This is a genomic window from Vibrio sp. THAF64 (assembly GCF_009363455.1).
GTDB lineage: Bacteria > Pseudomonadota > Gammaproteobacteria > Enterobacterales > Vibrionaceae > Vibrio > Vibrio coralliilyticus.
Map to the genome: position 1 here is coordinate 1,549,727 of NZ_CP045356.1, position 13,913 is coordinate 1,563,639.

At 45.0% G+C, this 13,913-nt stretch carries 10 protein-coding genes and 1 pseudogene; 7 read left to right on the forward strand and 4 right to left on the reverse strand.

Features of this window, described 5'->3' with window-relative positions; genetic code table 11:
* Window positions 1-16: 16 nt before the first annotated feature.
* Complete coding sequence (gene glgX, locus FIU99_RS23495) at window positions 17-1,966, reverse strand: glycogen debranching protein GlgX (protein WP_039952163.1); 1,950 nt, start codon at window positions 1,964-1,966, stop codon at window positions 17-19.
* Window positions 1,967-2,417: 451 nt separating this feature from the next.
* Between glgX and lamB the strand changes: the two genes are divergently transcribed.
* Both lamB and FIU99_RS23505 read left to right on the forward strand, forming a co-directional pair.
* A complete protein-coding gene (lamB, locus tag FIU99_RS23500) occupies window positions 2,418-3,644 on the forward strand; it encodes a maltoporin LamB (protein WP_006961440.1) in 1,227 nt (408 codons plus the stop codon).
* Window positions 3,645-3,760: 116 nt separating this feature from the next.
* Entirely contained in the window at window positions 3,761-4,600 is an 840-nt protein-coding gene (locus FIU99_RS23505; RefSeq protein WP_006961439.1) for a MalM family protein, read from the forward strand.
* Between the two features lie 64 nt (window positions 4,601-4,664).
* On the opposite strand, the gene FIU99_RS23510 is transcribed toward FIU99_RS23505, so the two are convergent.
* The gene (locus FIU99_RS23510; RefSeq protein ID WP_006961438.1) at window positions 4,665-6,284 is read right to left on the reverse strand and encodes a methyl-accepting chemotaxis protein; all 1,620 of its coding nucleotides are present in this window, start codon (window positions 6,282-6,284) and stop codon (window positions 4,665-4,667) included.
* Window positions 6,285-6,657: 373 nt separating this feature from the next.
* Between FIU99_RS23510 and FIU99_RS23515 the strand changes: the two genes are divergently transcribed.
* On the forward strand, window positions 6,658-8,568 hold the full coding sequence (locus FIU99_RS23515; protein ID WP_039952160.1) for a methyl-accepting chemotaxis protein: 1,911 nt from the start codon (window positions 6,658-6,660) through the stop codon (window positions 8,566-8,568).
* A 372-nt stretch (window positions 8,569-8,940) separates the two neighbouring features.
* A complete protein-coding gene (locus FIU99_RS27700; RefSeq protein ID WP_006961436.1) occupies window positions 8,941-9,066 on the forward strand; it encodes a hypothetical protein in 126 nt (41 codons plus the stop codon).
* Between the two features lie 37 nt (window positions 9,067-9,103).
* Here the strand turns inward: FIU99_RS27700 and FIU99_RS23520 are convergent.
* Window positions 9,104-9,735 (reverse strand): annotated as a pseudogene (locus FIU99_RS23520) (SDR family NAD(P)-dependent oxidoreductase).
* A gap of 153 nt (window positions 9,736-9,888) precedes the next feature.
* On the opposite strand from FIU99_RS23520, the gene FIU99_RS23525 reads away from it, so the two are divergent.
* From FIU99_RS23525 to FIU99_RS23535, 3 genes are read left to right on the forward strand one after another with little or no spacing between them, the layout of a single operon-like run.
* Complete coding sequence (locus FIU99_RS23525; RefSeq protein ID WP_236612187.1) at window positions 9,889-10,809, forward strand: DMT family transporter; 921 nt, start codon at window positions 9,889-9,891, stop codon at window positions 10,807-10,809.
* 8 nt (window positions 10,810-10,817) lie between these two features.
* Window positions 10,818-11,339 carry a MerR family DNA-binding transcriptional regulator gene (locus FIU99_RS23530; RefSeq protein ID WP_006961433.1) on the forward strand — a complete coding sequence of 174 codons (522 nt, stop codon included), beginning with the start codon at window positions 10,818-10,820 and terminating at the stop codon, window positions 11,337-11,339.
* Window positions 11,340-11,347: 8 nt separating this feature from the next.
* Complete coding sequence (locus tag FIU99_RS23535; RefSeq protein ID WP_050778634.1) at window positions 11,348-12,217, forward strand: DUF3626 domain-containing protein; 870 nt, start codon at window positions 11,348-11,350, stop codon at window positions 12,215-12,217.
* Here FIU99_RS23535 and FIU99_RS23540 read toward each other — a convergent pair.
* Window positions 12,209-13,801, reverse strand: a complete 1,593-nt coding sequence (locus FIU99_RS23540) for a bacteriohemerythrin (RefSeq protein WP_006961431.1) — start codon at window positions 13,799-13,801, stop codon at window positions 12,209-12,211. The genes FIU99_RS23535 and FIU99_RS23540 overlap by 9 nt on opposite strands.
* Window positions 13,802-13,913 lie beyond the last annotated feature (112 nt).

The following is a 13,913-nucleotide window of genomic DNA, read 5'->3' on the forward strand; positions in this document are numbered from 1 at the left end:
TCAGAACAGCGAAGGATTAAGCTTTCGCGTGGAAGATGGCCATTGAACTGGGAGCGATTAGGACTTGCTTGTGATCTATGGTCTGATGCAATTCGTGATTGTCAGTATTGCATACCATGGTCCATTGCTGCTGATTCTCGCTAGGTAAACTGAAGCGTGCTGGCGCGTTGGTTTGGTTGATGCAGTAGAATAACTCGTCACCATGTTTGCCGATACCCAACTGAAGGGCAACCGAACTAAGCTGATTCCAATCGTCGTGTTCCATGAATGTGCCGTCAATGCGTCGCCAATGGATGCGATTGTCGTTTCTGTTCTCCCCACTAAATGCTCGAATAAATGGCACCATGTAAGTTTGTCGTGCCTGAACCATATTCGCTAGCCAGGTTTTGAATTCGTCTTTTTCATGAGAGGACTGCCAATTCAGCCAACTCAGTTCATTATCCTGACAGTAGGCATTGTTGTTGCCTTTTTGGCTATGTGAAAGCACGTCAGCGGTCAGTATATGAGGAATACCAAAAGCGAATAGTAGGCTGGCCATAAAATTACGCTTTTGCTTCTCACGTTTTTCGATGATGCTTGGGTTTTCAGTGTCACCTTCAACGCCATAGTTATCGGAACGATTGTCTCCGTGGCCATCTCGGTTTTGTTCACCATTGGCCTCATTGTGTTTGTGACGGTAAGACACCAGATCCTGCATCGAGAAGCCATCGTGATAAGTAATGTAGTTAACGGTCAGCTTGTATGGCCAGTTTGCAGCGCTGTATAGGTCACGTGAGCCCATCAGCCGCGTCGCAAACTCTTTCAGGTAACCTTGATCGCCTCGCCAGAAGCTGCGAGTAATATCCCGTAGTCGGTCGTTACATTCATTCCAGCCAAATGGGAAGTTACCCACTTGATAGCCGTTAGGGCCGATATCCCATGGCTCAGCGATAAGCTTGACTTCTTTGAGGACTGGGTCTTGAGCCACCGCTTTGAAGAAGCCAGAATTTGGATTGAAGTCTTCGCCTTCTCTCCCCAAAGTTGCCGCAAGATCGAAGCGGAAACCATCGATTTGATACTCTTCAACCCAATACCTAAGGGTATCCATCACTAGATTGAGAGCTGGTTGGTAGGATAAGTCGAGGGTATTCCCACAACCTGTAAAATTTGCAAAATGCTCACCGTACTTAAAGTAGTAACGATCATCCAGTGCTTTTAAGTTAAACACTGGGCCTTTTTCATCGCCTTCTGCAGTGTGGTTATACACAACATCGAGGATTACCTCGATACCATGTCGGTGAAGTTCACGAATCGCTGTTTTGAGTTCAGTTACTGCATCTTGAGCAGCGTAGCGAGGGTCCGGAGCCATAAACACATAAGGGTTGTAGCCCCAGTAATTGACCTTATCCATCTTGAGTAGGTGCGGCTCGTGCATACAAGCGGCAATGGGCAACAGTTGTAAAGTATTAATCTGCTGCTCTTTGTAGAACGCAAGCATTGCATCGCTAACTAAACCAAGATAGCTCCCCTGGTATTGCGTTGGTACGTTGGGGTTTAGCTTTGAGACTCCTTTAACATGAGTTTCAAATAACACCATTTCTTCGCGTGGTCGATATGGTTTCTCTATGCCCTGCCAATCAAACTCATTTTGAATGACCACACATTTGGATAAATCAAAGCTCTTTGCTGAATTAAAAGGGGTTTCGTAAAAAAGTGGCTTATCCAGCGCTTTTGCATACGGGTCTGAAATTAACTGAAGGTTATCTTCGTCACCAATTATAAAACCGTATCTTTGCCCAGCCTTCACTCCGGGAATAAAAGTGTGTTTTATCCCTGCATATTCATTGGTGAGTGAAAAGGTTTGGTAATTATTTTTTTCATCAAAAAGCGCAAGTTGGAGATCTTTATTCTTAGGTGCGTAAATCGCGAAGTTACAGCCTTCGTGATTCAACGTAGCACCAAGAGGATAGGGGCGAGAACAAGGCATCGTTAATATTTGGTATTAGTTTGTAATTTAGTAACTACAAGTAAGTAAATAGCTTTGTCGAAGAGACGTCAAGAACCTTATGTATAAAATAAAAATGTAATTTTATTTCATGGCGGAGATGTTTTTTTGTTTAAAAGGTGAGCTATGTGACATTTTGTGAGGTAGCTATAAAAGAATCTTATACCTCCTCCCCCTTATATTTGTGACATAAGCCTAATGTACGTCGTGCGGTTATTTTTCTCATCCCTTCTCATCCCCCCAAAATAAGTTTTAGGTGGAGGAAGTCATCCTTGAGCCTTATCGGTAATCTTGTCAGCAGTTGAAGCAAATGGGGTTTAGGCAATATAGCTTGGCCCATCTTACCTCTCTTTTTGATGGGTTCTGTTCCTGCCTTTTCAGAGCGAATCAACGAGCGAGTTAAAAGAATAATAAACCCTAAATGGAGTTAAAAATGAAAAAAGTAAGTGTAATTGCTGCCGCAGTGGCTGCGACATTAGCGGCTGGTTCTGCTTTCGCAGTAGATTTCAATGGTTACTTCCGTGCTGGCACTGGTATCAGTGACAACACTGGTGGTGATGTCTCTGTAAGCAAAAACGGTATTGGTCGTCTAGGTAACGAAAACGACAACTACTACGAGTTTGGTTTTGCGGAAGAGCTGAAAACGGGTGAACAAACTTGGCGCGTTGAGTCAATGTTAGCGAAAGGTAATGATGATGGTAAATCAGGCTGGGAAGCTGGAGATATAAACGTCGCTCAGTTCGCTGTTAAAGCAAAAGGCCTGATTGCTTCAGATAAAGAAGCAACCATGTGGGCGGGTAAAACGTACTACCAACGTAAAGATATCCACATCACTGACTTCTACTTCCTAAACACATCTGGTACTGGTGGTGGTATTGAAAACCTTTCAGTAGGTAACCAGAAGCTTTCTGTTGCGATTATTCAAGACGGCGAAGTCACGGCAAACAATGTAAAACAGTCTGCTGGCTACATTCTAGATACACGTCTTGCAAACATTGGCCTTTGGGAAGATGCATCTCTTGAACTAGCACTAGCTTACAACTTCTCTACAGAAACAGCTGACGGTACAGAAGCGGCAGACGACGGTCTATTAGCGTCTGCAATTATCCACCAAGGTATGTCTAACGGTTTCAACCAGACTGTGCTTCAATTTGGTACAAATGGTTACGGTACTCAAGTTGCTAACTTCGGCTCTGGCGCATACTACAACCGTGGTAATGATTCACAGAATGACGCATCTGGTTACCGCTTGATCAACTGGGGTGTAATGAACCTTGGTGAAAACTGGGAAATGGGCCACCAACTAGCATACCTAGCAGGTAGCGATATCGGTAACACGACAACTTCTTCTAAGTTTGACATTGACCAGTACTCGGTAGTTGTTCGCCCTATGTATAAGTGGAACGACACAATGCGTACTATCTTTGAAGCGGGTGTAAACTCAGGTGAGAAGATCAACTCTGCAGGTACTGCGACTGAAGACTTCGGCAACACTAAACTGACTGTTGCTCAAGGTTGGGCGATGGGTGACAGCTTCTGGGCTCGTCCAGAACTACGCGTGTACGGTTCTTACATCACTGATACAGAAAACGACAACGCATTTGGTACAGGCGAAGATTCTGAATACGTTGTTGGTGTTCAGGTAGAAGCTTGGTGGTAATAGACAAATTACTGTCCTAATTGTCTAAGTCCGATTATGATAGCCGACAATTGTCGGCTATTTTTTTAAGCACTTTTCCCCCTGAGTATTTAAAAAAATAAAATAAGGAAAACCCTATGTATTTTCGTGCCCTCGTCCTTAGTGGCTGCGTTGCACTAGCAGGCTGCCAATCTCCTGAAGTAATCCAACAAGTTCAAACTGCACAAGCTGAGCAAGTAGACTCAATCTCTGCGTTGCAGGCTGTGACGATGAAGTTGCCAAGTAGCACCATCGTAGAAATTACCCCTAAGTCTCAGACGTTAAAGTACCAAGACATCAACAGCCCTGTTGCGATGTTTGAATTACCTGCAGACCGTGGTGAGTACTCAATCACCATCACTAGTATGATTGGGGATACGGCGTTTGTTCCTAGAGCGCTAATTGTCGATAAAAATGGTCGTGAGCTAGAAAACTACGGAAGCGAAAAATTTGAATACACTAAGCCTCGCCTGAATCTTGGTAACCGCTTAGTTGCAGAAGTTGATTTCTTTCCGCCAACTCATACTGAGTCTGTTTACCTGATTGTCTACACCGATAAGAGTGAATTGGGTAAAGCGACCATGGTTGCCCACCCTGCAAGATTAGATGCAGAGGGGCGTGGAAACTATCTACCAGAAGTAAAAGATATTGCCATTCCAAACTCTGAGTACGGCAAAGTGGAAGTTTCTATTGATCGTTTAGGCTTCTTCAAGCAGTTGGGCTCTTCAAGCTCAGCAGAGACCAACACCAAACCAGTAATGGCAAAGAGTGTTGAAGTTGTACAGCCTGAAACTCAAAAATACTATCATCAGGCAATTACCGCTGCGGTTGAGTCGAATGACTTGAACAAGGCAATCAGTCTGTTGGAAGAAGCGAAGGCACTTAATGTTGAAGGTGCTCAGGAAATCTTCGTAAAAGCAGTGAACGCTAAAAAGTAAAAATAGCCAACAATAAAAAGCCGCTGCCAGATTCATCTGGCAGCGGCTTTTTGATCGCGGTGGATTAAACTTTAAAATATTTTAGTTGGTCTGTGAGGTGCTCAGCTGTATTAGCCATCAGTTGACTGTCTTCAGCTAGAGAGTGAGAAGCCTGAAGTACCTCATTGGCTGCCAAGTGAATGCCAGACACATTTTCGTTCATTTCTGTGGCCACAGTACTTTGTTGTTCCGAAGCAGCAGCAATCTGTGCCACCATATCGTTGGCATTCTGCATCTCTGACACTATTACATCAAGCTGCTCGCGAGTTTTGTTCGATGCCGAGACGCTTTCGTCAACTTTTTCATTGCTGCTTTGCATTGCCGTAAAGGTTCTGCCAGCTTGCTCAATAAGCTTTTCAATCGTCACTTGGACTTCGTTTGTGGAATTCTGTGTTCGGCTAGCCAAATTACGCACTTCATCAGCGACTACCGCAAAACCACGGCCTTGTTCACCTGCACGGGCTGCTTCAATGGCGGCATTTAAGGCGAGTAAGTTTGTTTGTTCAGAAACGTCTCTAATCACACCGACCACATTGCTGATTTCGTTGACGCCAGTTTGGAGATCCGTCACCAAATCATGAGCCGTAGAAATATTGCGAGACACCTCCGCAATCGTATTTGAAGTGGTTTGCATAGTTTGATCATTGCGATGAGCGTGTTCGACCACTTTGTTAGTACTTACTGCGGTGTTCTCTGCGTTGGTTGCAACATCTGAAATCGTCGCACTCATTTCAGTCATTGCTGTCGACAAAAGCTCTAACTGTGCATGTTGAGAATTTACGCTGGTTGCGGCCTCTTCACTGGCTTGAGCAATATTACATGCCATAGCACTGGACTGTTCTGCAGACTGGTGCGCAGTGCGTAAAGTATCCTGAAGCTTGCTCAGCATTTTGTCGATTTGCTGGCTCATTTCGCCCAGCTCATCTTTCCTCGACATATTCATACGTACACGAAGATCGCCATCCGCGATCTTGTGGGTGTTATCGATCAATCGGTGCAATGGTGTGATGATGTTGTTTGAAATTGTGTAGCCCATGGCGAGCAAGATGGCTGACAGGATAGAAGCAACAAACGCCTCCTTTAAGGCAAGTGCATAAAATGCCTCTTGAATATCAGCCACTAGTAGACCTGAACCGATAATCCAGCCCCACTCAGGGAAAAGTTGAACGTAGGAAATCTTATCTTTAAGCTCGCCTTGCGGGCTCTTCCACTGATAGTCAAGGAACCCTTTCTGCGCGCTTGTTTGAGAAATAGCGACCATTTCTCGCCAGTGAAATTTACCAGCACCGTCTTTAAAGTTCTCGGCATTTTGCCCGTTGAGTGCTGGTTTAATCGGATGCATGACCACCTGCATCTTCTGGTCGAGAATCCAAAAATAGTTGGACTCGTCATAACGCAGCGCTTTAATCGCGTCCAATGCTTGCTGCTTTGCAGCTTCCTCCCCAAGAGTTTGTCTCTGATCGTAATAGTGCTGAACCAAACTCACGGTCGCTTCCACTTGAGCACTGAGTTTGTCTTCTCGTTCATTCAGGGAGCTTGTCCGTTGTTGGATCAAATTATAGGTACACGCCATCGCAATAAAAATTATTGCCAAGGCAACAATGGTCGCCAGTTTATATTTGACGGTGAGATCGCTGAGTTTCATCGTTAAGCCATTCTTATAGTTTATGTTTTGATTTTGAAGGTGAGTAGAAAGGCTATTCAATGTTCCAAAGTTGAAAATTGATTTCTGTCATGAATATTTTGTATTCATATTGTTACATATTTATATAGTGCGCTGGCTCAAAAGTGAGACACTTGATATTTGTTTACTTTGGTGCATCGGTTCACATATTTGGATATATCGCTGTTGTGAATGCAATTAAGCTGTTTCAATTAGTTATCAAATTTGGTGTTTGGGCATATTCCTACCACAATCTATTAATAAACTTGTTGATTAGGTCGTGCATATCTCCTAATGGAATGGTGTATGGAAAGTTTATGATGAATGAATTTAAGATGCATAGGGACGAAAAGAGATGAGAAATCTGGGTTTTAAAAAGTTATTGCTCATGTCCATTATTGCACTGGTGGTTGTATCAGTGTCTGTTTCAAGTTACGTAGCTTATGTGAAGCAGGAAGAGACACTTGTGGAGTTAATTACCGCTTCAAACCAGAGCTATGTGAAAGGGCAAGCGCAGAAAATTGCCGACCAGCTTGGAGAGAAAGTTGGTGGTTTAGAGAAACTGGGTAAGCAATTTGAAAATAAGGAAATCACAGGTACATCTGATGACTTTATTGAGCTCACTCATATCATCGCTAATGCAACCAATCTAAACAGCTCCGTCGTTGCATTTACTAATGGTGATGCCTATTGGAACCAAGATGCCGCTACTTGGCCCAACCACAAGTTTGAGGGGGATGTCACCACCCGAGGATGGTATCAGGCAGGTCGACAGAGCTCGACAGCATCGATTACTGAACCTTATCAAGGTAGCGGCGGCGGGGAGTACTGGGTATCAATCGTACGTAAGACCCTGAGTGGTATGATTTCCGTCGATATGCAGCTGGGTTTTCTCAATGAGATTGCTAAGAGCGCCAATAGTATCCCAGGAGCGGTTGCTGTTATCTTGAATAGCGATACGACAATTTTGGCTTCTTCAATGGATAATGTTGAGGCAGGCAACAAGACTGACAAATATCCTTGGCTCAACACGGTAGCCAACAAAGCTATTGGTCAGACGGATGTGGTTTATGATGGTCACCAAGATGATCTTGAAAAACTGTTCTTTTCCCATGAAATCAATATCGCAGGTAAAAAGTGGTATTTTGTCGTCGGTCTGGACAAAGACATTGCATTTGCAGACCTGGCTTCCGCTAAGCAAGCTGCCATCCTGACCGCGGTGATTGCTACCATCATCAGTATCGTTGTCGCGCTGTTTGTCATGCAAATCCTTTATCGACCAATTCTGGTACTCAAAGAAACCATTGCTGGTTTGAGTGAAGGTAATGGTGATTTAACCCAGCGTATCACGGTCACGACCAATGACGACTTAGGTCAGATTTCAGAGGGTGTGAACAAGTTCATTGCAAGCTTACAATCAATGATGTTGGAGATTAGTGAAGCTACCAATCAACTCAATGGTAACGTAGACCGTATGCGGGATCAGAGTCAGCGTAACTCGTCTATTCTTCAAAGCCATGTTCAGGAAACGGAACAGGTGGTAACAGCAATAGAAGAAATGAACTCAACGGCAGAAGCCATGGCGACTGACGCTGCAAATACCGCTCAGCTCACTCATAAAGCTAATGAAGCGGGCTCTGCATCAAAAGTGACGGTGACGCAGGCACAGACTAACGTGCAGGATTTAGTGGATGATGTCAGTGTTGCATCTGAAAACGTGAATAAGATGGCTGCAGAGACCGATGGTATTAATACCATTTTGGGTGTCATTGGTGATATCGCAGAGCAGACCAACTTACTTGCACTGAATGCGGCGATTGAGGCGGCTCGTGCAGGTGAACAAGGCCGAGGTTTTGCGGTGGTTGCAGATGAAGTACGTAAACTGGCGAGTCGCACTAAAGACAGTACAGAAGAAATTGAGTCGGCGTTGGCCAGTCTCCTGCGAGGCAGTCAGTCGGTGGTAGATTCAATGGATTCGACCAAAGACAAATGTGGTCAGACAGCCGAAGGTGCGGGTGAAGTCGCTGAAAGTCTCGACGTAATGACAGATTTTGTCACGGAGATTAATGACCTGAGTACGCAAATCGCTACAGCAGCGGAAGAGCAAAGTAGTGTGACCCAAGAGTTGAGTCGTAATATGAGTGCAATTAACGATATTGTTGGTGAGTTGGACAGCAACGGCCAGCAAGCTTTGGAAGATGCACACAGTATTGCGGACATTAATGCGCATTTATCGAGTATCGTGAATCGATTTAAGCTGTCTTAAATAATGTTGTTTAATCAAGAGCCTTGCTAGTCGCGAGGCTCTTTTTTTTGGGGAAGCCTTTGCCATCCTAACAATGGGAAAAAAGTTACCTAAACCATTTTCTTCCTCTCCAGTTCATCCACTTAACACAGTCCTATGACTCAGAGGCTATATGCAGAGCTAGCGGCGCTCATCACGTTATCTAAAAGTCCAAATAAAAATAAAAAATAGTCACTATTTACCTTTTTTATTTATCTTGTTGATAGGATTCTCAACGTTCTGTGCCATACGAGGTCCAGACGCTTCTGTCGTCGTAGGAGTGATGATTTATCGAAGTGAGGTTGCGTTATCGGGAAGAATAATGGCGGTCTCAATCCATTTCTGGAGCAGACTATGGCAGAGTTTTTTTGGGGATTTAGCGGTGGCTGTATTGCCATGTATTTCTTGTTCGTTAAAGGGATGATTCAGGAGTTAAACCGCCTGACCCGACTTGCGTACGACCTACCATCTAAAAAATAAACAGAGCCTGTTTTTGACAGGCTCTTTTCATCTAGAACTAATAGGTTAACGTTGGATCAATGCACTGGAAAATCTGTCCGGTGCTACTGGCATCGTTTAACAACTGTTCGGCCAATCGAGCCACTTCTTCTCGGTAGATAAGGCCATGAACCTCACATGCCTGAGATAGTTCCCCCTTGCCTGTCTGCTCACCGTCTTTTAAGCCACCAGGTTGTAAGATGGTGTAATCCAGCTGGCTTGTAGTTAGCCAAGCCTCTGCGAGTGATTTTTCTCACACTGCAGCCCCGAAACCTTGCTTTGAACGCTCAGATAAGTATTGCCATGAATCACCACATCCAAGTGAAGTCACTAACAGGAATCGATGTAGACCGTGTGCTTCCATAGCATTGATCAAGTGACGATGACCAATGTAATCAACAGGCACATCTGCGCGAAAACTGCCCATTGAAGAGACAGACAGGGCACCCTGAGGCAATTGGCGTACGACACTGTCACTTGTTCCTGAACGGTGGCATCGCAACGACAAGTCTAGATGCTCAGTTGAGCAAGGCGAGGGTTTTTCTCTGGATTGCGGGTGATGCCAATCACTTGGTAATCTTGAGAGTGGAAATGTTCAGCCATCGCTGCCCCCAGCCCACTTGCGGCGCCCCAAATAACGATCGTTTGTATCTGTACCTTACCTGATAATGAAAATTAATCGCATTATGCAGTTTTCCGTACCTTAGACGATAGGTGAGTTCAAAAATAGAAGTAAAGTCACCATTGACCCGTCTATAGGTGAAGGCTTTAACCTTCCATTTTGTCCATTGAATGGAGGTTACTATGTTGTCAAGTCATACCCATTCCTCAGGTCGGTTGCAGTCATTGCGAAGCCGATTCTCATTGTTACCTAACATTTGGAAAGGAGTCCTGCTTGCACTCATCTCGACGGCGACTTTCACGGTTGTGGGCGTTATTGTCCGGATTCTGAGCGACACTATGGCGGTATTTCAGATTCTGTTGTTTCGCCAATTGGTGTTCGTCGTGCTACTTACCCCGGCAATCTGTAGCAATATTCAGGTATTGCTAAAGCCCAAAAGACTCAAATTACATACATTCCGTATTCTTGGCGCATTCACCGCTTTGTATCTCGGGTTTGTTACCGTAAGCAACATTCCTCTGGCAGACGCGACAGCATTAGGTTTTACCCAAGTTTTGTTTGTTGCTTGTATTTCAAGGTTATTCTTGGCCGAGAGTATTTCGGCATCACGCCTGTTTACGATTATGGTCGGGTTTATCGGCGTGATGCTGGTGGTGCAGCCGAGTTTTGAACAAGGATCATTACTCTATGTCGGGCTAGGTTTGGTCGGCGCGTTAGGGGCTGCTGTAGCGGTGGTGTGTGTTCGTAAAGTGGCGCAAGTCGAACCCAAGATCACTTTGCTGGCCTATCAGGCGATTTTTGTCGGCTTGATGGCATTGATCCCCAGCTTACGTAACTGGCAATGGCCTTCGGCTTCTGAATTTGGTTTGCTGATTTGTGTCGGTGTGTTGTCATCCTTTGCACAATGGATCGGGATTTCCGCCTACAAATATGGTGAGGCGAATGTGATTGCCAATGTGGAATACGCAAAAATCCTATACTCACTGCTGTTTGGCTACTGGTTGTTTGCTGAAATACCGAACTGGATGGCGATCGTTGGCGCCATGATCATCATAGCCAGCGCTATCTTACCTATGCTATATAAAAACAAAACGATTTCATAAGGTTGCTTATGTTGACTGTCACTCAATTAGCCAAAGCGTGTAATGTTTCCAGAACCACAGTGCTGTACTACGAACGTGTTGGCTTGCTGACGCCTGCCACTCGCTCAGACAATGGCTATCGTTGGTATGGGGAGAAAGAGCGTCGGCGTTTAGAAAGCATCATGTCTTACCGATCATTTGGCTTGCCGGTTCAGGACATTGAGCCGTTGCTGGACCGTAGTGATGAGCATAAACAAGAACAGACGTTGCGCGATCAGTTTACTGCCTTGGAACGCGAGATCCAGACATTGCGCCAGCAACAAAAAGCGATTTTAGCTCTCCTAGAGCAGCCGATTTTGTTTGACCAGAATTTGCTGACCAAAGAGCGCTGGGTCAACGTGCTTAGAAGTTCTGGCATGACTGAAGAAGATATGGCTAACTGGCATAAACAATTTGAACGAATGGAGCCTGATGCTCATCAGGAGTTCCTTGAATCGTTACAAATTGATGTTGACGAGATTGCAGAAATACGTGCAATGGCACGTGCCTAGGAGGAAGGTTGGACAAGAAATTCGAACCATGTTCAGAAGAGGATTTGATTAATCGAGCCATCGAGGTTATTCGCGCTAAGTCATCAACTGTGAATACATTGTGTCCATTTCCCGTCACGATTAACTTTCACCCTGATCGAATGACCAAAGAGGGGAGACCTATATTGTCCGCGATGGCGGAAGATGGCGTGCTCAAGTCTCAGTTTCAAACAGGCACCAGTAATGGTGGTTTGACCGCATTCCATGGGGGTGACCGTTGGAAGTGGGAGCAGCGTGTTTTTGAAGGCGTGTACGATCAGAGCTGCGATCATCTTCGTCCGAAATATGGCGCACTTCATTTCATCGAAAGCGTCGCTGGCGGCGCTCCTCGTTTTGGTTCTTCGTATTTCAGGCTGAAACCCCATGTTTTGGAACGCACCACTTTTTGTTATCCAGACAGTTTCTATGAGCCTGAAGACTTTGCTACTGCTGAGCAAGTCTCAACTCTGATTGCATTGGCAGAGGGTGACATCCCGGACGAGTTAGATCGCTATGTTGAAGCACATATCCATGGTGAAATCCGCATTGATAGAGACGTTGATGCCCTTGTACTCGACCCAATTTACCAAGGGACAAATATAGAGAAGCTGGCGAATGAGTTACCTTGTAAAATCGAGTGCCATGAAGGCTATCGAGCAGAGGTGGATGTTTTTTCTGCTTTTCCGGAATACCGCGGTGAGGAATTTATTGAATTGGCTAGGCAGATTGCCGTAAGTAACTTGATTACGCCTGATGTGCTGTCTCACGCTATTTATCAGCAAGGGTTTGACGAGCAAAATGTGAAAAAGGTGTGGCACTATCTTGCTCGTTTTGGCTATGGCGTAAGCGGCTCAATTTAATCCGTTTTGCTTAAAGGCATCGGTGTAAGCTTTATCTTCGCGCATAATATGCTGGCTTAACCAGTTTTTGAGAAAACTCATCAGCTCTTCACCTATGTCTTCTCCGCGCTCAACGCGTTTTTGAAACGCCAACACTTCATCGACGAGTTGAGCGTGTTTATCAATGTGTTCCTGTGTCTGCTCATAGCCAATCTGAGCAAACAGAGTTTCTTCATATTTAAAGTGGTTAGCCGTGTAATCGATCAAACCTTGTACGACGCGTTTGATCGAAGAGAGACCATAGTTGTGTTTGAGTAAGTAATACAGCTCATTAATCAAGTGCAGCAAGGTTTGATGTTGGCGGTTAATTTCATCCAGCCCAATATCGAGCTGCTCATTCCACTCCATCAGCTTGTCGCGTTTTGACTCTTCCTGCTGAATCTGAGTCTGATTGGTTTCGAATCGGTGCAGCAGTGAATCAATTTCCCCTGACAAGTTTCGTACTGTGATACTAGCTCGTAATGTTTCACGTGTTGACTGGACGTTATTGTCAGATTCTTGCGTGATTTGCTGCAAACAGCTGTCCAGGTCATGTGTTTGACTCAATTGCGTTTCTGATGAACGGGCTATCTGCTGGCCGTAAGAGCGGACTTCTTCAATTTGCAGATTTAGCGCCTTAAAAGACTGTTCAGCAGTTGAAGCTAACGCTAACGATTTGTCCATACTGGTTTTGTTTTCCTTCATAGTTTCAAGCACGTCATCGGTTTTTGCTTGCAGGTTGTTGATCTTACCCCGGATCTCTTCTGTTGCTTCCTGTGTTCGCATTGCCAGAGTTCGGACTTCATCAGCAACGACAGCAAAACCGCGCCCTTGTTCACCAGCACGTGCACTTTCAATGGCTGCGTTTAATGCCAGTAAGTTGGTTTGGTCTGCGATGCTGCTTATGGTTTCCATTACCTGGCTGATTTGAGTGGTTTCTTCCATGAGCGACTGGAAATGTTCATTGGAGTTTTCAATATGTTGGTTAGCACTGTTGAGTGCTTCCTCCAGCGCTACCATGTCGCGTGAACCCTGATCGGCTTTGAGTTTGGCTTCGTTCGCCAAATTTGCAGTTGATTCGCAATGTTCAGAGACTTGCTGAGTGATATCAGACAACTCATTGATGATGGTTTTAGCGCTGTCGACATCTTGCTTTTGACCAATGGCGCCGGCTTGCGATATTTCTGAGTCTTTCTGTACGGTATCTGCAACGTCCAGCAGCCTTGTAGTTGATTTACCAAGGGCATGAACGGTACGCGAGATATCTTCTCCGATGCGATTGACTGTCCGGGATAATGATCGCGCTTCGGGATCTTGTAGTGGAATACGTACCGTTAGATCCCCCTCAGAGAGCTGCCTAGCCGCATTTCGGACTTGGTTTAGCATCTGGCTTAAGGCATAAAACATAGCCAGCATCAGGCAATGATATAGCACGAGTGCTAATAGCCCGATCCACGCTTGTGCAAACATTAGATAGAGGGCTGCAGGTGAAACCAGAATGGAGAAAACGATTATCCACTGGATGGGATTAAACTGACTGAATTTTTCGGCAAGACTGTCAAACATGCACCAACTCCTTGGTGGTATATTCAATGTTCTACCTAATAAATTTAGGCCAAAGATCCAGATATCCCTACTTATAGGCGAGTATTTCCATATTTTCTGTCGATACAGCCTG

What these genes read in the sequence shown, in the direction of transcription:
- FIU99_RS23515 (WP_039952160.1), top strand. Translation starts at nt 6,658, where the DNA reads ATGAGAAATCTGGGTTTTAAAAAGTTATTGCTCATGTCCATTATTGCA.
- glgX (WP_039952163.1), bottom strand. Translation starts at nt 1,966, where the DNA reads ATGCCTTGTTCTCGCCCCTATCCTCTTGGTGCTACGTTGAATCACGAA.
- FIU99_RS23525 (WP_236612187.1), top strand. Translation starts at nt 9,889, where the DNA reads ATGTTGTCAAGTCATACCCATTCCTCAGGTCGGTTGCAGTCATTGCGA.
- FIU99_RS23505 (WP_006961439.1), top strand. Translation starts at nt 3,761, where the DNA reads ATGTATTTTCGTGCCCTCGTCCTTAGTGGCTGCGTTGCACTAGCAGGC.
- FIU99_RS23540 (WP_006961431.1), bottom strand. Translation starts at nt 13,801, where the DNA reads ATGTTTGACAGTCTTGCCGAAAAATTCAGTCAGTTTAATCCCATCCAG.
- lamB (WP_006961440.1), top strand. Translation starts at nt 2,418, where the DNA reads ATGAAAAAAGTAAGTGTAATTGCTGCCGCAGTGGCTGCGACATTAGCG.
- FIU99_RS27700 (WP_006961436.1), top strand. Translation starts at nt 8,941, where the DNA reads ATGGCAGAGTTTTTTTGGGGATTTAGCGGTGGCTGTATTGCCATGTAT.
- FIU99_RS23530 (WP_006961433.1), top strand. Translation starts at nt 10,818, where the DNA reads ATGTTGACTGTCACTCAATTAGCCAAAGCGTGTAATGTTTCCAGAACC.
- FIU99_RS23510 (WP_006961438.1), bottom strand. Translation starts at nt 6,284, where the DNA reads ATGAAACTCAGCGATCTCACCGTCAAATATAAACTGGCGACCATTGTT.